The 23,604-nt window shown below is 59.9% G+C and carries 20 protein-coding genes and 1 tRNA gene; 11 read left to right on the forward strand and 10 right to left on the reverse strand.

Annotation, left to right across the window (positions count from 1 at the left end; genetic code table 11):
* Positions 1 to 71 precede the first annotated feature (71 nt).
* The 3 genes from ACO6VD_RS02000 to ACO6VD_RS02010 all read right to left on the reverse strand — a co-directional run bounded on the left by ACO6VD_RS02000 (position 72) and on the right by ACO6VD_RS02010 (position 943).
* Positions 72 to 446 carry a glycine zipper domain-containing protein gene (locus ACO6VD_RS02000; protein ID WP_422416666.1) on the reverse strand — a complete coding sequence of 125 codons (375 nt, stop codon included), beginning with the start codon at positions 444 to 446 and terminating at the stop codon, positions 72 to 74.
* A 135-nt stretch (positions 447 to 581) separates the two neighbouring features.
* Positions 582 to 658 (reverse strand) — tRNA-Pro (locus ACO6VD_RS02005).
* A 63-nt stretch (positions 659 to 721) separates the two neighbouring features.
* Complete coding sequence (locus ACO6VD_RS02010) at positions 722 to 943, reverse strand: YgdI/YgdR family lipoprotein (RefSeq protein WP_422416667.1); 222 nt, start codon at positions 941 to 943, stop codon at positions 722 to 724.
* A 195-nt stretch (positions 944 to 1,138) separates the two neighbouring features.
* Here ACO6VD_RS02010 and moaB point away from each other — a divergent pair, with 195 nt between their 5' ends.
* Both moaB and glp read left to right on the forward strand, forming a co-directional pair.
* On the forward strand, positions 1,139 to 1,678 hold the full coding sequence (gene moaB, locus ACO6VD_RS02015; protein WP_422416669.1) for a molybdenum cofactor biosynthesis protein B: 540 nt from the start codon (positions 1,139 to 1,141) through the stop codon (positions 1,676 to 1,678).
* A gap of 22 nt (positions 1,679 to 1,700) precedes the next feature.
* Positions 1,701 to 2,888: a gephyrin-like molybdotransferase Glp gene (gene glp / locus ACO6VD_RS02020; RefSeq protein ID WP_422416692.1), complete on the forward strand. Its 1,188-nt coding sequence runs from the start codon at positions 1,701 to 1,703 to the stop codon at positions 2,886 to 2,888.
* Here the strand turns inward: glp and ACO6VD_RS02025 are convergent.
* Positions 2,860 to 4,119: a glycosyltransferase family 4 protein gene (locus tag ACO6VD_RS02025; protein ID WP_422416671.1), complete on the reverse strand. Its 1,260-nt coding sequence runs from the start codon at positions 4,117 to 4,119 to the stop codon at positions 2,860 to 2,862. The two genes, glp and ACO6VD_RS02025, sit on opposite strands and share 29 nt — an antisense overlap.
* Before the next feature lie 65 nt (positions 4,120 to 4,184).
* Entirely contained in the window at positions 4,185 to 5,639 is a 1,455-nt protein-coding gene (locus tag ACO6VD_RS02030; RefSeq protein ID WP_422416673.1) for a mannose-1-phosphate guanylyltransferase/mannose-6-phosphate isomerase, read from the reverse strand.
* Positions 5,640 to 5,915: 276 nt separating this feature from the next.
* Between ACO6VD_RS02030 and yegS the strand changes: the two genes are divergently transcribed.
* Positions 5,916 to 6,815 carry a lipid kinase YegS gene (gene yegS, locus ACO6VD_RS02035; protein WP_422416675.1) on the forward strand — a complete coding sequence of 300 codons (900 nt, stop codon included), beginning with the start codon at positions 5,916 to 5,918 and terminating at the stop codon, positions 6,813 to 6,815.
* On the opposite strand, the gene ACO6VD_RS02040 is transcribed toward yegS, so the two are convergent.
* The 3 genes from ACO6VD_RS02040 to ACO6VD_RS02050 all read right to left on the reverse strand — a co-directional run bounded on the left by ACO6VD_RS02040 (position 6,799) and on the right by ACO6VD_RS02050 (position 9,281).
* Positions 6,799 to 7,458 carry a response regulator gene (locus ACO6VD_RS02040; RefSeq protein ID WP_422416677.1) on the reverse strand — a complete coding sequence of 220 codons (660 nt, stop codon included), beginning with the start codon at positions 7,456 to 7,458 and terminating at the stop codon, positions 6,799 to 6,801. The genes yegS and ACO6VD_RS02040 overlap by 17 nt on opposite strands.
* Entirely contained in the window at positions 7,455 to 8,345 is an 891-nt protein-coding gene (locus ACO6VD_RS02045) for a sensor histidine kinase (protein ID WP_422416694.1), read from the reverse strand. The genes ACO6VD_RS02040 and ACO6VD_RS02045 overlap by 4 nt, the downstream gene beginning before the upstream one ends.
* Positions 8,346 to 8,783: 438 nt before the next feature.
* Positions 8,784 to 9,281, reverse strand: a complete 498-nt coding sequence (locus ACO6VD_RS02050; RefSeq protein ID WP_422416678.1) for a histidine kinase — start codon at positions 9,279 to 9,281, stop codon at positions 8,784 to 8,786.
* 348 nt (positions 9,282 to 9,629) lie between these two features.
* Here ACO6VD_RS02050 and ACO6VD_RS02055 point away from each other — a divergent pair, with 348 nt between their 5' ends.
* Both ACO6VD_RS02055 and ACO6VD_RS02060 read left to right on the forward strand, forming a co-directional pair.
* Complete coding sequence (locus ACO6VD_RS02055; protein ID WP_400174286.1) at positions 9,630 to 10,565, forward strand: chemotaxis protein CheV; 936 nt, start codon at positions 9,630 to 9,632, stop codon at positions 10,563 to 10,565.
* 46 nt (positions 10,566 to 10,611) lie between these two features.
* Positions 10,612 to 11,415 (forward strand): MOSC domain-containing protein, encoded by an 804-nt coding sequence (locus tag ACO6VD_RS02060; protein WP_422416696.1) that lies wholly within the window; start codon positions 10,612 to 10,614, stop codon positions 11,413 to 11,415.
* Between the two features lie 119 nt (positions 11,416 to 11,534).
* Here the strand turns inward: ACO6VD_RS02060 and ACO6VD_RS02065 are convergent, their stop codons facing one another.
* A complete protein-coding gene (locus tag ACO6VD_RS02065; RefSeq protein ID WP_422416680.1) occupies positions 11,535 to 13,463 on the reverse strand; it encodes a transglycosylase SLT domain-containing protein in 1,929 nt (642 codons plus the stop codon).
* A gap of 221 nt (positions 13,464 to 13,684) precedes the next feature.
* On the opposite strand from ACO6VD_RS02065, the gene ACO6VD_RS02070 reads away from it, so the two are divergent.
* Entirely contained in the window at positions 13,685 to 15,604 is a 1,920-nt protein-coding gene (locus tag ACO6VD_RS02070) for an ATP-binding cassette domain-containing protein (protein ID WP_422416682.1), read from the forward strand.
* A gap of 41 nt (positions 15,605 to 15,645) precedes the next feature.
* On the opposite strand, the gene ACO6VD_RS02075 is transcribed toward ACO6VD_RS02070, so the two are convergent.
* Positions 15,646 to 16,083, reverse strand: a complete 438-nt coding sequence (locus ACO6VD_RS02075) for a universal stress protein (RefSeq protein WP_400174108.1) — start codon at positions 16,081 to 16,083, stop codon at positions 15,646 to 15,648.
* 109 nt (positions 16,084 to 16,192) lie between these two features.
* On the opposite strand from ACO6VD_RS02075, the gene ACO6VD_RS02080 reads away from it, so the two are divergent.
* The 5 genes from ACO6VD_RS02080 (at position 16,193) to topA (ending at position 23,521) form a co-directional block, all read left to right on the forward strand.
* Entirely contained in the window at positions 16,193 to 16,630 is a 438-nt protein-coding gene (locus ACO6VD_RS02080; RefSeq protein ID WP_422416685.1) for a hypothetical protein, read from the forward strand.
* Positions 16,631 to 17,125: 495 nt separating this feature from the next.
* Positions 17,126 to 19,273 carry a fatty acid oxidation complex subunit alpha FadB gene (gene fadB, locus ACO6VD_RS02085; protein ID WP_400174110.1) on the forward strand — a complete coding sequence of 716 codons (2,148 nt, stop codon included), beginning with the start codon at positions 17,126 to 17,128 and terminating at the stop codon, positions 19,271 to 19,273.
* Between the two features lie 29 nt (positions 19,274 to 19,302).
* Positions 19,303 to 20,478: an acetyl-CoA C-acyltransferase FadA gene (fadA, locus tag ACO6VD_RS02090; RefSeq protein WP_422416687.1), complete on the forward strand. Its 1,176-nt coding sequence runs from the start codon at positions 19,303 to 19,305 to the stop codon at positions 20,476 to 20,478.
* 78 nt (positions 20,479 to 20,556) lie between these two features.
* Positions 20,557 to 20,808, forward strand: a complete 252-nt coding sequence (locus tag ACO6VD_RS02095; protein ID WP_400174111.1) for a DUF1653 domain-containing protein — start codon at positions 20,557 to 20,559, stop codon at positions 20,806 to 20,808.
* A 100-nt stretch (positions 20,809 to 20,908) separates the two neighbouring features.
* Positions 20,909 to 23,521: a type I DNA topoisomerase gene (gene topA / locus ACO6VD_RS02100; protein WP_422416690.1), complete on the forward strand. Its 2,613-nt coding sequence runs from the start codon at positions 20,909 to 20,911 to the stop codon at positions 23,519 to 23,521.
* Positions 23,522 to 23,604 lie beyond the last annotated feature (83 nt).

Here is a 23,604-nt window from a genome sequence, read left to right on the forward strand (position 1 = left end):
TCCGGGAAAAGAACGCAGGGCAAATCCCCCCCCCGCGGGGGGGGTGTCCTTCCCCCGCGATCAGGTCTGAATCAATGACGCTTCTTGCGGTGATCGTCGGCCAGGTTGTTGCCCAGGGCACCACCCGCCGCGCCACCCAGGCCGGCGCCGATAGTCGAGCCGGTGCTGCCACCGAGCTTGCCACCAACCAGCGAGCCGCCAGCCGAACCCAGGCCGCCACCAATGGCCGCTTTGGTCTTGTTGCCCTTCTTCGCGGCCATGGCGCTACCCGCCGCACCGCCGACGCCAGCACCAATTGCAGCGCCGGTACTGCCGCCGAGTTGTTTCCCGACCACGTTACCCAGTACACCACCCAGGCCACCGCCTATAGCAGTCTGGCCGTCGCCGGCCATGGCGCCTTGTGCGCACAGCAGGCCCAGAGTCAGGGCGGCAAGAGTCTTACGCATGTGTTTCAACCTCTAAGTTCGAAAGGCGCGCATTCTGCTGGCCCCGGCAGCGCTGTGCAATGCTGGCCAGTGCAGTTTGTCGCAGTGTTGGTACGAAAAAGCCCACACGATGGCGGGCTTTTTCGTTGAGTGATCTGGTCGGAGAGACAGGATTCGAACCTGCGGCCTTCTCGTCCCGAACGAGACGCGCTACCTGGCTGCGCTACACTCCGATGGAGAAAATATTACTCAAATTTTTCTCCTCGACAAGCCCTCGGAAGGGGCTGTCGCAGGTCTCAGAGGTCCTTGACGGTACGCACCTGATCCTTGTTGATACGCGTGCGCTTGCCATCAAGCTGCTCGAATTCGTAGAAGCCCGACTCGTCGTCATACTGCGGCGTGTCGACCGCCTGAATTTCGCGACCGTCGTTGAGGGTGATCACGCTTGGCGAAGAGCAACCAGCCAGAGTACCCAGGCCCAGAGCGAGCAGGAAAGCGGGAAGAGTCCGTTGAATCATTATGTTTCTCCAGTAAAAGGATGGTGCGTAATGTCCTTGAGACGCATGGCGACGACGCAAGTTCCTTGTTCATTGCAGCATAGCTACTGCGCAGCACTATTGATCGGCAGCACACTCAGGCCGGTGCATGGGCACCCGCCGGGCAGGGCTGTGATATAACACCGCCCATACTCACCATCAATGGATCAAGGTCCCATGAAAGCCAAGGCAGATGTACCTTTCGTGCCGCTGAATATCGCGGTTTTGACGGTCAGCGACACCCGCACCCTGGAAACCGACACCTCTGGCCAGGTGTTCGTCGATCGCCTGGCCGAGGCCGGTCATGGCCTCGCTGCACGGGTACTGCTCAAGGACGATCTTTACAAGATTCGCGCGCAGGTTGCGACCTGGATTGCCGATGAGCAGGTACAGGTCGTGCTGATTACCGGTGGCACCGGCTTTACCGGGCGCGACAGCACGCCGGAAGCCGTCGCCTGCTTGCTGGACAAGCAGGTCGATGGTTTTGGTGAGCTGTTTCGGCACATCTCCCTGGCGGATATCGGTACCTCTACCGTTCAGTCTCGCGCCTTGGCCGGCTTGGCCAACGGCACCCTGGTCTGCTGCTTGCCCGGCTCGACCAATGCGGTGCGCACCGGCTGGGATGGCATCCTCGCCGAGCAACTTGATGCCCGTCATCGCCCGTGCAACTTCGTAACTCATCTGAAGCAGGCTGAACCCTGCGCCAGCCGTGGTTGAGGCGCCTGTGAGCAAGCCGTTGATGCCGGTTGAAGAGGCGCTGGCCCGCTTGCTGGCGCTGGCTGAATCAGCGCCGATTGTCGAGACCGAGCAGGTCGCGCTGGCGCAGGCCGAGGGGCGGGTGTTGGCCGAAGCGTTGGTCGCCAGCCTGGACTTGCCGCCTTGGCCAAACAGTGCCATGGACGGTTACGCCTTGCGCCTGGCTGACTGGCAGGGTGAGGCGCTGCCGGTCAGTCAGCGTATTTTCGCTGGCCACGTACCCGAGCCACTGCAGCCCGGCACCTGTGCGCGCATCTTCACCGGCGCACCGTTGCCGCTGGGTGCCGATTGCGTCGAGATGCAGGAGAACGCCGAGGTCCTGGATGATCAGCGCGTACGCTTCACGGAGCCTTTGCGCCTTGAGCAGAATATTCGTCCGCGGGGCCAGGAAACCCGTGCGGGAGAGTCGGTGCTGGCTGCGGGAACGCGCCTGGGGCCAATTGAGCTGGGGCTGGCGGCGACACTGGGGCATGCCACGCTCAGCGTGGTACGCAGGATCAAGGTCGCCGTGTTGTCCACGGGCGACGAGCTGGTGGAGCCGGGTTTGCCGCTGGGGCCAGGGCAGATCTATAACAGCAACCGACGCCTGCTGGTCAGCTGGTTGCAGCGCTTGGGCTGTGAAGTGATCGACGCTGGCATTCTTGCCGATGACCTGCAAAAAACCCGCGATTGCCTGGCGGGCCTGGGGCAGGTCGACCTGATCCTCTCAACCGGTGGCGTTTCAGTGGGCGAGGCGGATTACCTCGGCCTGGCCCTGCGCGAAGCAGGCGAGTTGGCGCTCTGGAAGCTGGCGATCAAGCCCGGTAAGCCGTTGACCTTTGGCCACTACCAGGGCGTCCCGGTGATCGGTCTGCCTGGCAATCCGGCCTCGACGCTGGTGACCTTCGGTCTGCTTACCCGTCCTTACCTGCTGCGCCGCCAGGGTGTGCAGGAAGTGACGCCTCTGCAATTTCCGGTCCCCGCCGGTTTCGACTGGCCCAAAGCCGGCAATCGCCGGGAATACCTGCGGGCACGTCTGGATCAGGACCACGCGCAGATCTACAAGAACCAGAGTTCCGGTGTGCTGCGCAGTGCTGCCTGGGCCGAAGGCCTGGTGGAAGTCCGTGAGGGCACGACACCTGCCAAGGGCGATACCGTGCAGTTCATTCCCTTGAGTGAGTTGCTCGGTTGAGCAACGCATTGTGGTCGTTCAGATCAGTCAGCATGGGTGCGCGCTGACTCAGGCGCGCATGCACGCTTTCCAACTGGCCGGCGGCAATGCTCCAATCGTGGCGGTCATTGACGAACTGGCGGGCAGCCTCGGACAACTGGCGCATGCGCCAGGGTTGGTTGAGCAACTGAGTAATGATCAATGCCAGTTGATCGCCGTCGTCGCTGCCCAGGTAGTGCTCGCCTTGAGTGACCTGCAGTCCGGAAACGCCTTTAGGCGTGGTGACCACAGGTAGTCCGGCAGCCATGGCTTCCAGCACCTTGATCTTTGAACCGCCGCCATAGCGCAAGGGGGCGAAGAAAATCGCGGAATGACGTTGCAGCTCGCGCAAGTCCGGCAAGTATCCGATCCATTCGATGCGCGGATCGCTCCAGCGCGATTTCCAGCTGTCTGGCAACGCATGTCCGACGATCGCCAGGCGCACGGCCGGGTTGCTCTGCCAGACTTGCGGAAGGATGTCCTCAAGCGCCCATTCGATGGCTTCGAGGCTGGCGCTGTACTCGAAATTACCGACGAACAACAGGCGCTGGCTGCGCGGCGAGGGGTGGATATCCTGGAAGTGGGCGCAATCCACGCCATTAATGACCAGGGACGCGGGATTGCCGGTCACGCGGCTGATGTGTTCGACATCTTTGGGGCTTACCGCTACCACTTCATGTGCCTGACTCAGTACGCGGTTTTCCCAGCGCCGGTAACGCCAGCGGTCGAAGGCATTGAACGGCCGCAGCCACAGCGGCAAGCGGTCATGGCAGGCGTCGCCAGATATCGATTCAATGGTGTGCTCGCTGAGCAAAAAAGGCAGTTGCCGGGCTTGCAGGGCCTTTTCGAACGGCTGGAAGCTGTAGCTGTGCTCGATGTGGATTACATCCCAGTGCTCTTCCAGCAGTTGCTCGAAACGATGGCGCAGGTGCGGTGCCAGGCCATTGACACTGGCCCGCATGGGGTAGCCGGCGTACACCGCGGCAAGCAGATTCAACGGGCTGTGCAAGGGGCGCCTGGGTAGCACGATCAGGCGTTCGAGCAAGGGCTCGAGCGCCTGGCGTGCCGCCTCGCTGGGCGGGATTTTCGACTGCACCAGCAAGGTGATCTGGTGGCCACGCTGCGCCAGGCTGCGCAGCAAGTGGTATTGCCGGGTTTTGCCGCCGCTGGTAGTGGGCCAGGGCAGGTAAGGCAGTGTCCAGAGTACGCGCATGACCCCTTTCCTCTCTTGCCAAGGCGGGTAACGACATGCAGATAAGAATGGACGCGCCTGGGTTGTCAGCTGTTGGCTGGCTCCGGGGCGCGTCCATAGATATCAGTAAAGCGCACGATGTCATCCTCGCCCATATATTCGCCACTTTGTACTTCGATCATGACCAGATCGATCACGCCGGGGTTGGTCAGGCGATGTACGCGTCCCGGTTTGATGAACGTCGATTCGTTGGTGTCGAGCAGGAACTCGTCTTCACCATTGGTTACGCACGCCATGCCGCTGACCACGATCCAGTGTTCGCTGCGATGGTGGTGCATTTGCAGTGACAACGACTCTTGCGGGCGAACCATGATGCGCTTGATTTTGAAACGCGGGCCTTCCTCAAGCACGGTGTACATACCCCATGGGCGGTTCACGGTGCGGTGCAGGCGATAAGCATCGTGGCCCTGGTGTTTGAGCTGCTGGGCGATCACTTTGACTTCCTGGCTGCGCGCTGCATCGGCGATCAGCAGTGCATCGGGTGTGTCGATTATGATCAGGTTGTCCAGGCCCACGGCACCGACCAGCCGGCGTGGCGAGTCGATGTAGCAGTTGGATACGTCATGCAATACGGTTTCGCCGTTGCAATGGTTGCCGTTGTCGTCGGCTTCCTTGAGTCCGCGTACCGCCTGCCAGCAGCCGATGTCGCTCCAGCCCAGGTCGGCGGGCAGCACTGCTACCTGGCTTGAGGTTTCCATGACCGCGTAATCGATGGAGATGTCCGGCACGTTTTCGAACGACTGCGGGTCGAGCTCCAGTTGCAGTTCGCCCTTGCCCTGTTTGCACGGGCTCTGTTGCAGGCAGTAATCGACGCTGGCGAGCAGGTCCGGAACATGGCGGTCCAGTTCTGCCAGGATCGCGTCTACGCGCATGCAGAACATGCCGGCGTTCCACAGGTGCTGGCCGCCATCCAGATAATTCTGGGCGGTGATCGCATCAGGTTTTTCGACAAAACGCTCGACTTTGTAGCCTTGAGCGCCGAGTGCCTGGCCCTTTTCGATGTAACCGAAGCCGGTCTCGGCATGAGTGGGGACCAGGCCGAAGGTGGTCAGCCAGCCTTCGTGAGCCAGTTGACGGGCCTGCTCGACTGCACGCTCGAAGGCTGGCAGATCACTGATCAGGTGGTCGGCGGGCAATACCAGCAACTGCGCGTTTTCACCGTACAGCCTGGCGCAGTGCAGGGCGGCGGCGGCAATGGCTGGCGCGGTATTGCGGCCAAAGGGTTCGAGGATGAAGTCCAGGGCGATGCCGGCCTGATTCAGCTGGCGGTATTCATCTTGAGTACGAAAATACACTTCACGGTTGGTCACCGTAATCACCCGTTCGACGTCGGGCAGTGCAGCGGCGCGGGAAAAGGTCTTTTGCAGCAGGCTCTGGCCATCGGGCAGGCGCATGAAGGGCTTAGGCATGGTTTCGCGGGAAACCGGCCAGAGGCGAGTGCCGGCGCCGCCGGCGATGATGCAGGGGATCAGAACGCTCATTTCACAGCCTTGAGTCAGGGCACTGAGACTACAGTGCAGTAAAGGGAAAATGGGACCTGGCAGGCGCTCGCATAATTAGTCAATAAAATGACTTTTACCATCGGCATCTTCCTTGAAGGCCAAATATTTGTCGAATGATGCACCCAGGCGGGCGCGCTTTCAATGTAATTTGTATGAACACTCGGCAAATTTTCCCTCAGTTGAGCATTGCAGGTGCAGCAAAAGCACGGGTTCTGCGGTCCAGATACTCGGGTTTTCTTTCGCGGGGAGGACGGCATGACGCAGCTCAAAACGTTGATGATTCTGCATGGCAAGCAAGCTGCAAATGAGCAAGTGCGTGCTGCCGTGGGCGTAATGCGTGGTCGTGGCTGGCCGTTGGATGTCCGGCTGACATGGGAGGCCGGCGATGCTGCGCACTGGGTAGAAGAAGCCTTGGCTGCGGGCTACAAGCACATTGTGGCCGGTGGTGGTGACGGCACCTTGCGCGATGTCGCCGAAGCGATGGTTCGGGCAGAGACTCAGGCAAGCCTTGTACTCTTGCCATTGGGGACAGCCAATGACTTTGCCCGCGCTGCGGGTATACCGCTTGAGCCTGAGCAGGCGCTTGCGCTACTGGAGGCGCCAGCACAAGCCATTGACCTTGGGCAGGTGGGGGAGCAGGTATTTCTCAATATGGCCACCGGTGGATTTGGCAGCCAGGTCACGGCCAATACCTCCGAAGACTTGAAGAAAGTGCTGGGTGCAGCAGCCTACCTCTTCACCGGGTTGTCGCGCTTTAGCGAGCTCCGTGCCGCATCGGTAGAGTTGCATGGGCCGGACTTCCAATGGCAGGGCGACTTGTTGGCCCTGGGCATCGGCAATGGTCGTCAGGCCGGTGGCGGGCATGTGTTGTGCCCACAGGCGCAGGTTGATGATGGCTTGCTGGATATCAGTATTTTGCCGGCACCCCAGGAAGTGGTGGGCACCTTGCGCAGTCTGCTCAGCGACGGATTGGGCCTGGAGAACATGTTTGTGCGGGCGCGCCTGCCTTGGGTCGAGATCAAGAGTTCGCAAGGCCTGGACATCAACCTTGACGGCGAACCGCTACAGGGTGATAGCCTGCGTTTTGACGTGTTGCCAGCGGCGTTGCGGGTGCACCTGCCGCCAGATTCGCCGTTACTCAGTCGTCGAGGCTGATGATCTGTTCGCGTACGGCGAACAGTACCAGGCCGGCAACGTCGTAGATCTGCAAGCGTTTCATGATTTGTGAGCGGTGAGTTTCCACGGTCTTGATGCTCAAACCCAGCCCATGAGCAATTTCACGGGTGGACTTTCCGCGTACGATCAAACGCAGGATTTCCAGCTGGCGGGCCGTCAGGTTGTGGTTTTCCGAGGCCTGTGGTTTGGCTGTCTGGGTCCGTCGCAAGGCTTGGTTGATCACTGTATGGGCAATCGCCGGGCTCAGGTAGCGTTCGCCGCTGCGCAGTGCTGCCAGTGCCTGTTCCAGTTCGGTGGCGGTGGTGTCCTTGAGCAGGTAGCCATGGGCACCGCTTTCCAGTGCCTGCATGATCAGCTCGGGATCGGTATGCATCGACAGGATCAGGACCTTGCTACGGCAACCGCTGGCGCGCAGCTGGGTCAGGGCGTCGAGGCCGTTGGTCGAGCGCATGGAAATGTCCAGCAGGACAATGTCCGGGTCCAGTTGCAAGGCCAGTTCCGCCACCTGGCAGCCGTCATTGCCTTCACCCACCACCGTGTACCCGGAGATATCTGAAACCAGGGCGCGAACGCCGGCGCGGATCAGTGAGTGGTCATCTACCAGCAGCAGTTTACAGGTCATGGGGCATTACTTGTCTTGGCGCGCTCAAGCGTGCGCGGAGGCCAGGGAAACAGAGCGTCGATTCGAGTGCCTTTCCCTGGCTCGCTGCTGACTGACAATTTGCCATCAAGCAGGGCGGCACGTTCAAGCATGCCGGCCATACCACGTTGTCCTTCATCCGCCGGATTGCCGGCGGGCATGAAACCCTGGCCGTCGTCACTGATCGACAAAGCAAGCCCTTCGGGCTGGCGTTGAATGGAGACGATCAGGTTGCGTGCGCTGGCGTGGCGCAGAATATTGGTGACGGCTTCCTGGGTGATGCGAAATGCTGCGATGGCCATCTCCTCGGGAAGGCCGCCCAGCCGCTGGCGGCATTCAAGGCTCCAGTGCACGCTGGTATTTTCCAGGGTGCGCAGCAAGTGTGCACGCAAACTGGCCTCCAGTCCCAGGCTGGAGAGCTGGCGAGGGTTGAGAATGGCCGAGACGTCGCGGACATTGGCCAGGGTGTCGTCCAGGGTGCTGCGCAGGGTGCTGAAGTGTACCTGCAGTTCGCCTGGCACGCGGCGTTGCAGCCAGTCAGCCTGGAGTTTGGCGGCGGTCAGCAACTGGCCTATATCGTCGTGGAGTTCTCGGCTCAGGCGTTGACGCTCGTTCTCCTGAACCTTGAGCAAGCGATTGGCAAGCTCTGCCGGGCGCATGGCAATCGAGCGTGCCCAGTGGCGCAGGTGCCAGCCAATGCTCAGCATGGCGACCAGATGCAGGAGCAGCACCCCGACCGGCATCGGAAGTGCGTAGAAGTACAGCGCCAGGTTGGCGATGATCGAGGCCAGGCACAGGACAGCGGTGAGTCCGCGCAGTAGCGCGGCTCCGGGGCGCCAGAGCTTGAATCTATTGAGGCGTGAGAGCATAGAAAATGAAGCCACTGAAATATCGCTGAAGAAAGCCTTGAAAAGGTCAAACTAGAGGCGTTGTCGTATTGCCTTCAATATCATTTAAATGTCGGCGCCGGGCGGTGTGATGAATACCTGTGCCAAGAGCATGAATCATCGAGGGCATGATTGGCCAAGGTCTGACTAGCCTTCATCAGCGCGCATGGTAACACTTCAAGTGCAAATGGTCGCGGGCTCTGATAATTGTCTGAATCGTCAGGTTTTATGGGCGGATACCGCAGTTCCGCCATAGGTGCTTGCCTAGCATTTTGCCACCATATTGTTCGGCGTAAGTTTTCACAAAATGAATTAAATTTACAGTTGTGAAAACGACTGCGGCAAAGATCGGTGCGCGGGAAAAGTTGCTGGTTAGTGTGCAGTGCAAACACTATGAGCAACCCGTGCGGGTATTACCCGTTAATTACCCGTAGTTGGATGCTCAGTTGTCTTGCGCAGTACCTGTGGTGGGTGTTCGCAGGGCGTCATGCTTGAGCTGCAGGACGCACAGGTCGATGTCGGGTTGAGTGCTGCTGCCAGGTTGTCCAGCAATACCACTTGCTCATCGGTATCCAGGCTCAGGCGGCCGGTGCAGGGGTCTACCAGCTCCAGTTGCCAGGCCAACAGGGTCAGGCACTCTTCCAGGGCAGGCAGGGCGCTGCCTGGCAGGCATGCAGGGTTCTGCGCGTTGTCCAGCAAGTGCTGCAGTTGCCGGCCGTAGCTGGCCACTTCCACGAGCCCCAGGCACTGGGCGCGGGTGACCAGTGCGGCCAACGTATCGTTAAGGCAGTGACAGGCATCCGGATCGTTGTCGATCAGTTCCAGGTGCTGCAAGCATTCCTGGGCTTGGGTCAGCAGGACCTGGGCATCCACCAGAAAATCCTGCAGGGCGCCGCTGTTCAGTGATTCTTTGGCCATCATTTGGCTCCAGCACAAAGGGCTGGAGCAGGGACTGGCCACAATGAGGCGATCGCTGACAAAAGCCTGACTCCGTTCATGCAATGAGAATGGCGTCACATTAATGGCTATTGGATATCGCGAACATCAGGTCTCGCCCGATTGTCGCTAGGGGTTTCCCCGATAGGGTGATGCGTTTACGACCTTTTGCGGGCGTTAGCGACAGGAGGGGGCTGAGCGCAGTAAAACATGATGTTAAAATGACATCAATGATTGACTCGGCATTTTCTTCAGCGGGTCAAGCTGCGCCTGATCTGGCCGATACAGGGCCATCGGATTCATTTCTTGGAACAAGCCTGGGGGTCTTCAATGGCTGGCATTCTCGACACAGTAGACCAAAGAACGCAGCTGGTAGGTGAGAACCGCCTGGAAATCCTGATGTTCCGCCTGGCCGGCAGACAGCTGTTTGCGATCAACGTGTTCAAGGTTCAGGAAGTGCTACAGATGCCCAAACTGACCTTGATGCCGCAGCGCCATGCGTACGTCTGTGGTGTGGTCAACCTGCGTGGGCAGACCTTGCCAGTGATCGACCTGTCCCAGGCTATCGGCATGCGCCCGCTCACGCCGGGGCCAGGCAGTACCATTATCGTCACCGAATACAACCGTTCGGTGCAGGCGTTCCTGGTGGGTGGGGTCGATCGCATCGTCAACATGAACTGGGAAGCCATCATGCCGCCGCCCACCAGTGCCGGTCGTCAGCATTACCTGACGGCAATCAGCAAGGTCGATGAGCAGCTGGTGGAAATTATCGACGTCGAGAAAGTGCTGGCTGAAATCGTGCCGTACAGCGCCAAAGTTTCGCGCGACAAGCTTGACGACCCGGTGCTGGCCCGTGCCCGTGGCCGCGAAGTGCTGTTGGTGGACGACTCCACCGTGGCCTTGGCCCAGTTGCGCGATACCTTGTCCCAGTTGGGGGTGAAAATGCATATCGCCAGTGATGGCCTCAAAGCCTTGCGCATGCTCAAAGGCTGGGCCGACGCTGGCGAAGATATGTGTGAAAAGCTGTTGATGATTTTCACCGATGCCGAAATGCCGGAAATGGACGGCTACCGGCTGACCACGGAAATCCGTAACGACCCGCGCCTGCGGCCGCTGCATGTGGTGCTGCATACCTCGCTATCGGGTAGCTTCAACGAGTCGATGGTGAAGAAGGTCGGTTGTGACAACTTCCTGTCCAAGTTCCAGCCCGACAAGCTGGTCGATGTCGTGCGCCAGCGCCTGATGCTGGATGAAGTGACGGCCTGAGTCGGTATAAGCTAAGGCTTTGAACCGGCAAAAGGACAGGTCAGTGATGCAATTGAGTGCGTTGTACCGATACCCGCTCAAGTCTGCGCGCGGTCAAGCGTTGCAAAAGTCTTCGCTGGGCTTGCTGGGATTGAGCGGTGATCGTCGCTGGATGCTTGTGGAGCGCGACAATGGCCGCTTCCTGACCCAGCGCGCGTATCCGCAGATGAGCCAGTTGACGGCGTTGCATGGGGAGAAGGGCGATCTGACCCTCGAAGCGTCCGGGCGCCCGGCGCTGAATGTCGCTGTACCAGAGGCAGACAGCGATCTGCGCGGGGTCACGATCTGGCGCGACACCTTTCGCGTCCCGGACGCCGGTGATGCCGCAGCGCAGTGGCTCAGTGAGTTTATCGGCAAGGACGTGCGGCTGGTCCATGTACCCGAGGAGCGCACGCGCTTCCTGCCGGGTGGTTATGGCTTGGTCAGCGATCGGGTGGCCTTTGCTGACGGTTTCCCCTTGTTGCTGATTGGTCAGAGCTCGCTCGATGACCTGGTGCAGAAGGTCGGACGACCGCTCGAGATGCAGCGTTTTCGTCCCAATCTGGTGGTGGAAGGTGCTGAAGCCTTTGCCGAGGATGGCTGGAAGCGTATCCGTATCGGCGAAATGGAGTTTCGAGTGCTCAAACCGTGCGAGCGCTGCATTCTTACCACTATCGATCCGCAGACCGGCGAACGCAGCGAGGATCGCGAACCGCTGACTACCCTCAAGACCTATCGGCAGAAGGAAGGGAATGTGCTGTTCGGGCAGAACCTGGTGGCTGACGGTAGTGGGGTGCTTGAGGTGGGGATGCCGGTGACGGTGCTGGAATAGTTATCCGGCACAAGCCTGTAGGAGCGGATTTATCCGCGATGGACTGCGTAGCAGTCCTGGATGCTGGCGCCGCGTTGCGCCGCTTCGCGGATGAATCCGCTCCTACAAATACTCAAATTCTATTGATCATCAAAATAGCGCTCATGCCAGTCCACCAGTGGCTGTGGCGAGTTGAGCTTCTGACCGTAGATCACCGAGTAGGACAGCACGTTCTGCACGTACTGACGGGTCTCATCGAACGGAATCGACTCCACCCACACATCAAAGCTCAGGTGGTCGGCGCCACGCAGCCATTGCCGTACACGGCCAGGGCCGGCGTTATAGGCAGCCGATGCGAGCACCCGGTTGCCGTTGAACTGACTATGCACCTGGCTCAGGTACGCTGCACCGAGCTGAATATTCTTGTCCGGGTTGAACACCTGGGCCGGGGAGGCCAGCGGAATGCTGAACTTGCGCGCAGTCTCCTTGGCGGTAGCCGGCATCAATTGCATCAGACCGCTGGCACCTACGCTGGAGCGGGCGTCTTCCATAAAGGCGCTTTCCTGGCGGGTGATGGCGAACACCCAGCTTGAATGCAGGCCGCGTACCTTGGCTTCGCGCACCAGGGTGTCGCGGTGGGCCATCGGGAAGCGGATGTCCAGGTCATCCCAGTACTGCGCCTGGCTGATGGTGCGGATTGCCGGGAAGTACCAGCGCATGTCGTAGGCCAGGCGCGCCTGGGCGACCATTTCGTCGCGACTGAAATGGCGGCTGACGTGATACCACTCGCGGCGACCGTCGACGATCTGGCCGCGGGCATGGAACTCCAACGCGCGACGGACGCCCGGGGTGTTGCGAACCTTGTTCATCAAGGCCTGACTCAGTACCAGCGGCTTGTTGTTCAGCTGGTACGGCGTTTTCGCCCGGTCGGCGGCAAGGAAACCATAGAAGTCACGCTCGCGGGCCACGGTTTTGTAGAGCAGCGGGATTTGCGAGTTCTGTGGCTGCGCCAATTCAAGGCTGCGCGCTTGCCAGTAACGCCAGCGGTTGCTGCTGGCCAGGTCTTGAGGCAGGCGCTTGGTCAGCTCATAGGCGTCTTCCCAGCGACCCAGACGCAGCAACAGGCGCAGGCGCCATTCGGTCACGGTATTGTCGCGCAGCTCAGGGTCGTAGCGGGTCATCAGGTCCAAGGCCCGCGGGTCGTAGCGGCGGGCCAGGGTCAGGCCGATTTCGCGGGCGATGGCGACCTTTTCGTCGCGGGAGAAGTGCATGCGATTGGCGTAATCGTCGAGCAGGCTCATGGCCCGTTCCGGATCCTGGCGCGCCAGGCGGCGCAGGCCCAGGCTGACCACGTCGGACATGGCCTCGTTGACCGGTACGAAGCGCCCCGGCTGATTCAACAGCTGTGGCTTCTGGGCGACTTCAACCAGCAAGCGACCTTGCGGTGCCAGGGTGGAGAGGGTCTTGGTCAGGCTGTTGGCCAGGGCATAGTTGCGTGCCTGGGCTGCCAGCTTGGTGCGTTCCCAGCGTTTCTGCTCGCTGAGCTGGCCTTCGGCCGCCCAACGGTCAAACAGGGCATCACAGGCGGTGGGTTGAGATTTGCCCACCAGCCAGAGTTTTTCCGCCGAGGCATACCCTTCGGCGCGCTGGCCCTGGATCAGTTGACGCTGGCCATTGAGGCAGTCGAGTTCGGTAAAATTCAGCTTCGGATCGTAGTAGCGGCTGAAGGTTTCCCACTCGCCACGTTCGGCCAGCCAGCGCAACCAGCGCAGTTTCATCCAGTTGGCCTGTGGCAGGTCACCATGGGCGGCGAGGAATTTCTCGATTTCGGCATTGCTGGCGGTTTTCAGGCGCGCGGTCAGCTCGTCGTAGGCCAGGTACGGCGTCAACGGGTAGTCCTTCAGCGCCTGGGCATAGCGCAGGTAGGGACCCTTGTCGCCCTTGGCCAGGGCGCGCTTGGCCTCGTCATAGTACTGACGTTGTACAGTGATATCGGTGGCCTGGGCGACGCTGGCCGCAGAGGCCGAGAGAAGCAGGCAGGAAATTAGATTGAACAGGCGGCTGCGCATGAGACTTCCGGGCAGTTTGACCATGAAAAGTGACGGCGAAGCCAGCACTGTTGGGGTTACGTTGCTTAAGCTTAGCCGTTTGCCGTAGGCGGATGAAAGCATTGTGCTTGTATCGAGTTGTAATCAGGCGGTCTGTCGTCGGATCTGTCTGTAGGAGTGCCTGCTTAATGTGAAGCGGGCCCAAGTCGGGTAGAATGCGCGCCCTGTTTTTGGAGAAGATCATGACCCTGCTCAAATTAAGCGATGTGTCCCTTGCGTTCGGCGCCATGCCGTTGTTGGACAAGGTGTCGTGGCAGATCGCCCGTGGTGAGCGGGTGTGCATTATCGGCCGCAACGGTACCGGCAAGTCGAGCATGCTGCGCCTGGTCAAGGGCGACCAGAAGCCTGACGAAGGCGATGTCTGGCGTGCCCCGGGCCTGAAAATCGGCGAATTGCCACAAGAACTGCCTGTTGCCGATGACCGCACGGTGTTCGATGTGGTTGCCGAAGGCCTCGACGGTGTCGGCGCCTTGCTCGCCGAATACCACCACCTGAGCCAGAACATCCATACCGATGCCGATCTGGAAAAACTCATGCACGTCCAGCACGACCTGGAAGCGCGTGATGGCTGGCGCCTGCAGCAGCTGGTCGACAGCACCCTGAGCCGTCTGCAGCTGCCGGCTGACAAGACCCTGGCGCAGTTGTCCGGTGGCTGGCGCCGCCGTGTGCTGCTGGCCCAGGCGCTGGTCTCCGAGCCCGATCTGTTGCTGCTCGACGAACCGACCAACCACCTGGACATCGGGGCAATCGCCTGGCTTGAAGACGCCCTCAGTGGTTTTGGCGGCGCCGTGCTGTTCATTACCCACGACCGTTCTTTCCTGCAGAACCTGGCCACGCGCATCCTGGAACTGGATCGCGGCGGTCTGATCGACTGGAACGGCGACTACGCCAGCTTCCTGGTGCACAAGGAAGCCGCACTGGCCGCTGAAGAAACCGCCAACGCGCTGTTCGACAAGAAACTGGCCCAGGAAGAAGTGTGGATTCGCCAGGGTATCAAAGCTCGACGCACCCGTAACGAAGGCCGCGTGCGTGCCCTCAAGGCCCTGCGTGTTGAGCGCAGCGAGCGTCGTGAGCGTCAGGGCAAGGCCAATATCATGCTTGATGTTGCGGAGAAATCCGGCAAGCAGGTCATGGTCCTGGAAAACGTCAGCTTCAGCCATCCGGGTGGCCCGCAGCTGGTCAAAGACTTCTCGATGGTCCTGCAGCGTGAAGACCGCATCGGTCTGCTCGGCGCCAACGGTACCGGCAAGACCACCTTGCTTAAACTGATGCTTGGCGATCTTGAACCTACCAGCGGTAAGGTCGAGTCCGGCACCCGTCTGGAAGTGGCCTATTTCGACCAGTTGCGCCATCAGCTGGACCTGGAAAAAACCGTGATCGACAACTTGTCCGAAGGTCGCGACTTCATCGAGATCGACGGTCAGAACCGCCATGTGCTGAGCTACCTGGGTGATTTCCTGTTCAGCCCGCAACGTGCCCGCACCCCGGTCAAGGCGTTGTCCGGTGGTGAGCGTGCGCGTCTGCTGCTGGCCAAGCTGTTCAGCAAGCCGGCCAACCTGCTGGTGCTCGACGAACCGACCAACGACCTCGACGTTGAAACCCTCGAACTGCTTGAAGAAGTACTGTCGGCGTTCAAAGGCACTGTGCTGATGGTCAGCCACGACCGGGCGTTCCTCGACAACGTAGTAACCAGCACCCTGGTCTTCGAAGGCGAGGGCAAGGTTCGCGAGTACGTCGGTGGTTACCAGGACTGGATTCGCCAAGGCGGTTCGCCGAAGTTGCTCGGTGTCACCGAAAGCAAGTCGGGCAAGTCGGAGCTCAATACGGCGGTGGTTGCAGCCGTTGCGCCGGAGCCTGAAGCAGCACCAGCAGCCGAGGCACCGAAGAAAAAGCTCAGCTACAAGTTGCAGCGAGAGCTGGAAGCCTTGCCGGGCCAGATCGATGAGCTGGAGCAGAAGATGGCGGCAGTGCAGGAAGAAATTTCCAATCCGGCCTTCTATCAGCGCCCGATCGAGCAGACTACCGCCGTGCTGGCGCGTCTGGAGCAGTTGCAGGCTGAGCTGGATGTGCTGGTAGAGCGCTGGGCTGAACTCGACAGCTAAGGGAGGAGCCTGGCGCAATCTGCGCCAGGCCATCTGCATCTTCAGCTTTTTAGCAGGCGTACCGCAAGGACATCGCAGGGTGCGCCGTGCAGTACGTCATTGGCGGTGGAGCCCAGTAGCAGCGCCAGGCCGTGACGGCCATGGCTGCCGACCACGATCAGGTCGCAAGCATTCTCCTTGGCCAACTGATGGATCTCTTGGCGGGGTTGTCCGTAGGTCAGGTGCGAATCGCCGCGCTTGATGTCGGGATATTTGACGAAAAGGCGGTCCATACGCTCTTTGGCTTGGTCAAACTGTTGTTGCTGCAGTTGCGACAGGTCCATCGGCACATCGCCACCAAACGCCATGGCCATAGGCTCGACGATATGCACCAGAGAGACTTTGGCCTGGGTCGGCGCGGCCAGTGTCATGGCACGCTTGATGACCGGGTCGCATTCTTCGGTCAGGTCGACGGCAACCAGTATGTGTTCGTAGGGCATGAGAGGCTCTCCTGACAATCGCGATAGTTCAAGTATGGTCGGTTTCAGGCTGATCGCTCAGAACCTCGGCTAACCAGCTCATTTGCAAAGCTTTATGGGAACAACAGATATGACGGTCTGGGTAGTGGTGTCAATCCTTGCGCTGATTTTGAGCCCTCTGGCCTGGTTGCGTCCGTCGCGCAACCAGAGTGGCCGGATGGCCCTGCGCATGGAGGCCAGGCGCATGGGCTTGAACATGCAACTGGCGCCGCAGCAGTGGCCGCACTGGTTGCCCAAGGAGCCGCCAAGCCCCTGTGCGCAGTTTGTGCGGCCGCGGCGCAAGGGCAGGGTAGACAGCTGGAGTTACTGGCAAACCACCCCGGGAACCTGGCTCAACCAATGGCGTGAGCCCTGTACCGATCCGGTGCATGCAGAGCAACTTGCGCGCTTGCCCGAAAATGTCTTCAAGGTCGAAGCAGGTCCACAGATGGTTGCTCTCTATTGGGGGGAACGTGGTGAAGCGGCTGTATTGCAGGATATTGCTGCAGTGCTGAAAGCGCTGGCCTGACCACGCTCAATAAAAAGCCCGATATACGCATCGGGCAGGCGGGCCAGGCAGGCCGGTTCAAGTTCTGATTCCTTCCGAGTGTAGCGTGCTCCCCGCTATCCGCAGTGCTTCGTGCCATTTTATTTATGCCCGACGTGTGTTGATCCCGCGTTTGCGTGTGTAAGCCTTTCACCACTATCGCTGGCATGAATACGGCACGATCACCAATGCCGGGGTTTGCCTGTGCTCAACAGAAAATGACCGCAAAGTCGCGTTTTCACGCCGCTTTCGGGCATTTGACAACGGCGATCTTTTCGTTGAATGTGTGCATACCCAAATCAAACGGGCGTATGAATTGAGCGTTTGTATTGTCAGAAGGCTCTTACAGTATCCCGACTATCGCGCTGACGGGTGTGCCTGGCGCAAGGATTCGGCAAATAACGGCCAGCGGCCGACCGGGTCTTTCACCAGCGTTCGGCGTGTACAGTTCAGCTTCCATATCGTGGAGATCAGTTGATGATTTACGAAGGTAAAGCCATCACGGTTAAGGCTCTTGAAAGCGGCATCGTCGAACTGAAGTTCGACCTCAAGGGTGAGTCCGTCAACAAGTTCAACCGTCTTACCCTGAACGAATTGCGTCAGGCCGTAGACACCATCAAGGCCGACGCATCGATCAAGGGCGTGATTGTCAGCAGTGGCAAGGACGTGTTCATCGTCGGCGCGGATATCACCGAGTTTGTCGATAACTTCAAGCTGCCCGAGGCCGACCTGGTCGCCGGCAACCTGGAAGCGAACCGGATTTTCAGCGACTTCGAAGACCTGGCCGTGCCGACTGTTGCCGCCATTAACGGTATCGCCCTGGGCGGCGGTCTGGAGATGTGCCTGGCTGCCGACTACCGCGTGATGTCCAGCAGCGCCAAGATCGGCCTGCCGGAAGTCAAACTGGGTATCTACCCGGGCTTCGGCGGTACCGTGCGCCTGCCGCGCATCATCGGTGCCGACAACGCCATCGAGTGGATTGCCGCCGGTAAGGAAAACCGTGCTGAAGACGCCCTGAAAGTCGGCGCCGTCGATGCCGTGGTAGCCCCTGAGCTGCTGCAGGCTGCGGCCCTGGACCTGATCAAGCGCGCCATCAGCGGCGAGTTCGATCACAAGGCCAAGCGCCAGCCGAAACTCGAGAAGATCAAGCTCAACGCCATCGAGCAGATGATGTCTTTCGAAACCGCCAAAGGTTTCGTCGCCGGTCAAGCGGGCCCGAACTACCCGGCGCCGGTCGAAGCGATCAAGAGCATCCAGAAGGCTGCCAACTTCGGTCGTGACAAGGCTCTGGAAGTCGAAGCCGCAGGTTTCGCCAAGCTGGCCAAGACCTCGGTTGCAGAAAGCCTGATCGGTCTGTTCCTCAACGACCAGGAGCTCAAGCGCAAAGCCAAGGCCCACGACGAAATCGCCCACGACGTGAAGCAGGCAGCCGTACTCGGTGCTGGCATCATGGGCGGCGGCATCGCCTACCAGTCGGCGGTCAAGGGCACCCCGATCCTGATGAAGGACATCAACGAAGGCGCCATTCAGCTGGGCTTGAACGAAGCCTCCAAGCTGCTCGGCAAGCGCGTCGAGAAAGGCCGTCTGACCCCGGCGAAAATGGCCGAAGCGCTGAATGCGATTCGTCCGACCCTGTCCTATGGCGACTTCGCCAACGTCGATATCGTCGTTGAAGCCGTGGTAGAGAACCCGAAGGTCAAGCAAGCAGTACTGGCTGAAGTGGAAGGTCAGGTGAAGGAAGATGCCATCCTGGCCTCCAACACCTCGACCATCTCCATCAACCTGCTGGCCAAGGCCCTCAAGCGTCCAGAAAACTTTGTCGGCATGCACTTCTTCAACCCGGTGCACATGATGCCGTTGGTCGAAGTCATCCGTGGCGAGAAGTCCAGCGATGTGGCCGTTGCCACTACCGTTGCCTACGCCAAGAAGATGGGCAAGAACCCGATCGTGGTCAACGACTGCCCGGGCTTCCTGGTCAACCGCGTGCTGTTCCCGTACTTCGGCGGTTTCGCCAAGCTGGTCAGCGCCGGTGTCGACTTCGTGCGCATCGACAAGATCATGGAAAAATTCGGCTGGCCGATGGGCCCCGCCTACCTGATGGACGTGGTCGGTATCGACACCGGCCACCATGGCCGTGACGTGATGGCCGAAGGCTTCCCTGACCGCATGAAGGACGACCGTCGTTCGGCCGTCGATGCGCTCTACGAAGCCAACCGCCTGGGCCAGAAAAATGGCAAGGGCTTCTACGCCTACGAGACCGACAAGCGCGGCAAGCCGAAGAAAGTCGCTGATGCGGCCGTCCTCGAAGTGCTCAAGCCGATCGTCTACGAGCAGCGTGAAGTTTCTGACGAAGACATCATCAACTGGATGATGGTCCCGCTGTGCCTGGAAACCGTTCGTTGCCTGGAAGACGGCATCGTCGAAACTGCCGCCGAAGCCGACATGGGTCTGGTCTATGGCATCGGTTTCCCTCCGTTCCGCGGCGGTGCGCTGCGTTACATCGACTCGATCGGTGTAGCCGAATTCGTTGCCCTGGCAGACAAGTACGCCGATCTGGGTCCGCTGTATCACCCCACCGCGAAGCTGCGTGAAATGGCCAAAAACGGCCAGAGCTTCTTCGGTTAAGCGCCCAACGATAGAGAGCGAGAGAATATATGAGCCTGAATCCAAGAGACGTGGTGATTGTCGACTTCGGTCGCACGCCGATGGGCCGCTCCAAGGGTGGCATGCACCGCAATACCCGCGCCGAAGACATGTCCGCGCACCTGATCAGCAAGGTGCTGGAGCGCAACACCAAGGTCGACCCTAACGAAGTCGAAGACGTGATCTGGGGCTGCGTCAACCAGACCCTGGAACAGGGCTGGAACATCGCGCGCATGGCGTCGCTGATGACCCAGATCCCTCACACTGCGGCCGGCCAGACCGTCAGCCGTCTGTGTGGCTCGTCCATGAGCGCCCTGCACACCGCAGCGCAGGCGATCATGACCGGCAACGGCGACGTGTTCGTTGTCGGTGGCATCGAGCACATGGGCCACGTCAGCATGATGCACGGTGTCGATCCGAACCCGCACATGTCGCTGTACGCCGCCAAAGCCTCGGGCATGATGGGCCTGACCGCCGAAATGCTCGGCAAGATGCACGGCATCAGCCGTGAGCAGCAGGACCTGTTCGGCCTGCGTTCGCACCAGCTTGCCCACAAGGCGACGGTCGAAGGCAAGTTCAAGGATGAAATCATCCCGATGCAGGGCTATGACGAGAACGGCTTCCTCAAAGTCTTCGACTACGACGAAACCATTCGCCCGGACACCACCCTGGAAAGCCTGGCGGCCTTGAAGCCTGCTTTCAACCCTAAAGGCGGTACCGTAACTGCCGGTACGTCGTCGCAGATCACTGACGGCGCTTCGTGCATGATCGTCATGTCGGCGCAACGTGCTCAGGACCTGGGTATCCAGCCTCTGGCCGTGATCCGTTCCATGGCTGTGGCCGGTGTCGACCCGGCAATCATGGGCTACGGTCCGGTGCCAGCGACCCAGAAAGCGCTCAAGCGCGCGGGTCTGAGCATTGCCGACATCGACTTCTTCGAGCTCAACGAAGCTTTCGCTGCACAGGCTCTGCCGGTGCTGAAAGATCTGAAAGTGCTCGACAAGATGGATGAGAAGGTTAACCTGCACGGCGGCGCTATCGCCCTGGGTCATCCTTTCGGTTGCTCTGGTGCGCGGATTTCCGGCACTCTGCTCAATGTCATGAAGCAGAATGGCGGGACCTTCGGCGTTTCGACCATGTGCGTCGGCCTGGGCCAAGGTATCACCACCGTCTTCGAACGCGTTTAAGCGTTTCGCTGATGGAAACCGGGGCCTGGTGCCCCGGTTTTTGTTTTTGCAGGATTTTTTTTCAAGAGGGCGAGCAACATGCAGATACAACCAGGCGTATACCGGCATTACAAGGGGCCTGAGTATCGTGTGTTCGGCACGGCGCGCCATTCCGAAACCGAGGAGTGGGTGGTGTTCTACCAGTCCCTCTACGGTGAATTCGGCCTCTGGGTTCGGCCACTTTCGATGTTTATGGAGTCGGTCGAGGTTGACGGCGAGCAAGTGCCGCGCTTTGCTTTGGTCAAGGCCGAAGCCGAGCTGTTTTCCCGGCCAGATGCCGAGGGTGGCTAACGCCTCGCGCTTGACCTCACTCTGTTGCCACTATATATAGCGGTGCCGCGTCAGGTACCTGCCGTGTTTTTATTTTCAGTATTCAGGAATTTTCCGATCCATGGGCAAATCGCTGGTCATTGTGGAATCCCCGGCTAAGGCCAAGACCATCAACAAGTATCTGGGCAGCCAGTACGTGGTGAAGTCGAGTATCGGCCATATCCGAGACCTGCCCACCAGCGGTTCGGCCAGCGCCAGCAAAGAGCCTGCTGCCAAGCGTGGCAAGGCTGCTGCAGGTGAGGCACCCGCCCTGTCGCCGAAAGAGAAGGCGCGTAAGCAGTTGGTTGCGCGTATGGGAGTTGATCCGGACCATGGCTGGAAAGCCAAGTACGAGATCCTTCCGGGCAAGGAAAAGGTCATCGAAGAACTGCGTCGTCTGGCCAAAGATGCCGACACCATCTATCTCGCAACCGACTTGGATCGCGAGGGGGAAGCCATTGCCTGGCACCTGCGCGAAGCCATCGGTGGTGATGACAGCCGCTACAAGCGCGTGGTGTTCAACGAAATCACCAAGAAGGCCATCCAGGAAGCGTTCTCGCAGCCGGGCGAGCTGGATATCGATCGGGTCAACGCCCAGCAGGCGCGTCGTTTCCTCGATCGCGTGGTGGGTTACATGGTCTCGCCACTGCTGTGGCAGAAAATCGCCCGTGGCCTGTCTGCCGGTCGCGTGCAATCGGTGGCCGTGAAACTGGTGGTCGAGCGTGAGCGCGAGATTCGCGCTTTCATCCCGGAAGAATACTGGGAAGTGCATGCCGATCTGGGTACTGCCAAGGACGCCAAGGTGCGTTTCGAAGTGGCCCGCGAGAAGGGCGAGGCGTTCAAGCCGCTCAACGAAGCTCAGGCCATGGCTGCGCTGGAGAAGCTCAAGGCGTCCAGCTACACCGTTGCCAAGCGTGAAGACCGCCCGACCAGCAGCAAGCCTTCGGCGCCGTTCATTACTTCGACCCTGCAGCAGGCCGCGAGCAATCGCCTGGGCTTCGGGGTGAAGAAGACCATGATGATGGCCCAGCGTCTGTACGAAGCCGGCTACATCACCTATATGCGTACCGACTCGACCAACCTTTCGGTCGATGCGGTGGAAATGGCCCGTAGCTACATCGAAAGCGAGTTCGGCAAGAAGTACCTGCCGGAAGCGCCAATCGTCTACGGCAGCAAAGAGGGTGCTCAAGAGGCGCACGAAGCGATTCGTCCTTCCGACGTCAACACGCATCCGACCAAGCTTACTGGCATGGAACGTGACGCCGAGCGTCTGTACGAGTTGATCTGGCGCCAGTTCCTGGCCTGCCAGATGCCACCGGCGCAGTACCTGTCGACCACCGTCAGCGTCACCGCAGGCGATTTCGAGCTGCGTGCCAAAGGCCGTATCCTCAAGTTCGACGGTTACACCCGTGTGCTGCCACAGCAGAGCAAGCCGGGCGATGATGACGTGCTGCCTGAGATGAACCAGGGCGAAGTGCTCAAGCTGATCCAGATCGACCCAAGCCAGCACTTCACCAAGCCGCCTGCGCGTTACTCCGAAGCCAGCCTGGTCAAGGAAATGGAAAAGCGCGGCATCGGCCGTCCTTCCACTTACGCGGCGATTATTTCGACCATTCAGGATCGCGGCTATGTGACCCTGCACAACCGTCGGTTCTATTCCGAGAAGATGGGCGACATCGTCACCGAGCGCCTGTCGGAGAGCTTCTCCAACCTGATGGACTACGGCTTTACCGCCGGTATGGAAGAGAACCTCGATGACGTCGCTCAGGGTGAGCGTGACTGGAAAAACGTCCTGGACGAGTTCTACGGCGATTTCAGCAACAAGCTGAAGCTGGCTGAAGATGGCGAGAAGGGCATGCGTGCCAACCAGCCAACCTTGACCAATATCCCGTGCAAGGATTGCGGTCGACCGATGATGATCCGTACCGCCTCCACCGGCGTGTTCCTCGGCTGCTCGGGCTACAGCCTGCCGCCGAAAGAGCGCTGCAAGGCTACCGTGAACCTGGTGCCGGGAGACGAAATCGCCGCCGATGACGAGGGTGAATCGGAATCGCGCGTGTTGCTCAACAAGCACCGCTGCCCGATCTGCTCCACCGCGATGGACGCTTACCTGCTCGATGAGAAGCGCAAGCTGCACATCTGCGGTAACAACCCGGATTGCACCGGCTATGAAATCGAAGAGGGCAACTACCGCATCAAGGGGTACGAAGGGCCGAGCCTGGAGTGCGACAAGTGCGGTAGCGAAATGCAGCTCAAAACCGGTCGTTTCGGCAAGTTCTTCGGCTGCACCAACGCCGAGTGCAAGAACACCCGCAAGCTGCTCAAGAGCGGTGAAGCGGCGCCGCCGAAAATGGACGCGGTGAAGATGCCGGAGCTCAAGTGCGAAAAGGTCAACGACACCTACGTGCTGCGTGATGGTGCTTCGGGTCTGTTCCTGGCGGCTAGCCAGTTCCCGAAAAACCGTGAGACCCGTGCACCGCTGGTAATCGAGATCATTCCGCATAAAGATGAAATCGATCCGAAGTACCACTTCCTCTGCGAGGCGCCGAAGAAGGATCCTGACGGTCGTCCGGCGGTGATCCGCTACAGCCGCAAGACCAAGGAGCAGTACGTGCAGACCGAGGTCGAGGGCAAGCCGACTGGCTGGCGCGCCTTCTACGACGGCAATGCCTGGAAGGTCGAAGACAAGCGCTGATCAATCTTTATTGATCAAATCGCGGGGCAAGCCCGCCCCCCCACATTAGAGATTGGGGGGCTTGGTTGTCCACAAACGACTCT

It is taken from the genome of Pseudomonas sp. GZD-222 (assembly GCF_049310525.1).
Classification (GTDB): domain Bacteria; phylum Pseudomonadota; class Gammaproteobacteria; order Pseudomonadales; family Pseudomonadaceae; genus Aquipseudomonas.

Bases quoted from the DNA above. Each gene is read 5' to 3' on its own strand.
- ACO6VD_RS02000 (WP_422416666.1), bottom strand. From the start codon at position 446: ATGCGTAAGACTCTTGCCGCCCTGACTCTGGGCCTGCTGTGCGCACAA.
- ACO6VD_RS02010 (WP_422416667.1), bottom strand. From the start codon at position 943: ATGATTCAACGGACTCTTCCCGCTTTCCTGCTCGCTCTGGGCCTGGGT.
- moaB (WP_422416669.1), top strand. From the start codon at position 1,139: ATGAAAGCCAAGGCAGATGTACCTTTCGTGCCGCTGAATATCGCGGTT.
- glp (WP_422416692.1), top strand. From the start codon at position 1,701: ATGCCGGTTGAAGAGGCGCTGGCCCGCTTGCTGGCGCTGGCTGAATCA.
- ACO6VD_RS02025 (WP_422416671.1), bottom strand. From the start codon at position 4,119: ATGCGCGTACTCTGGACACTGCCTTACCTGCCCTGGCCCACTACCAGC.
- ACO6VD_RS02030 (WP_422416673.1), bottom strand. From the start codon at position 5,639: ATGAGCGTTCTGATCCCCTGCATCATCGCCGGCGGCGCCGGCACTCGC.
- yegS (WP_422416675.1), top strand. From the start codon at position 5,916: ATGACGCAGCTCAAAACGTTGATGATTCTGCATGGCAAGCAAGCTGCA.
- ACO6VD_RS02040 (WP_422416677.1), bottom strand. From the start codon at position 7,458: ATGACCTGTAAACTGCTGCTGGTAGATGACCACTCACTGATCCGCGCC.
- ACO6VD_RS02045 (WP_422416694.1), bottom strand. From the start codon at position 8,345: ATGCTCTCACGCCTCAATAGATTCAAGCTCTGGCGCCCCGGAGCCGCG.
- ACO6VD_RS02050 (WP_422416678.1), bottom strand. From the start codon at position 9,281: ATGGCCAAAGAATCACTGAACAGCGGCGCCCTGCAGGATTTTCTGGTG.
- ACO6VD_RS02055 (WP_400174286.1), top strand. From the start codon at position 9,630: ATGGCTGGCATTCTCGACACAGTAGACCAAAGAACGCAGCTGGTAGGT.
- ACO6VD_RS02060 (WP_422416696.1), top strand. From the start codon at position 10,612: ATGCAATTGAGTGCGTTGTACCGATACCCGCTCAAGTCTGCGCGCGGT.
- ACO6VD_RS02065 (WP_422416680.1), bottom strand. From the start codon at position 13,463: ATGCGCAGCCGCCTGTTCAATCTAATTTCCTGCCTGCTTCTCTCGGCC.
- ACO6VD_RS02070 (WP_422416682.1), top strand. From the start codon at position 13,685: ATGACCCTGCTCAAATTAAGCGATGTGTCCCTTGCGTTCGGCGCCATG.
- ACO6VD_RS02075 (WP_400174108.1), bottom strand. From the start codon at position 16,083: ATGCCCTACGAACACATACTGGTTGCCGTCGACCTGACCGAAGAATGC.
- ACO6VD_RS02080 (WP_422416685.1), top strand. From the start codon at position 16,193: ATGACGGTCTGGGTAGTGGTGTCAATCCTTGCGCTGATTTTGAGCCCT.
- fadB (WP_400174110.1), top strand. From the start codon at position 17,126: ATGATTTACGAAGGTAAAGCCATCACGGTTAAGGCTCTTGAAAGCGGC.
- fadA (WP_422416687.1), top strand. From the start codon at position 19,303: ATGAGCCTGAATCCAAGAGACGTGGTGATTGTCGACTTCGGTCGCACG.
- ACO6VD_RS02095 (WP_400174111.1), top strand. From the start codon at position 20,557: ATGCAGATACAACCAGGCGTATACCGGCATTACAAGGGGCCTGAGTAT.
- topA (WP_422416690.1), top strand. From the start codon at position 20,909: ATGGGCAAATCGCTGGTCATTGTGGAATCCCCGGCTAAGGCCAAGACC.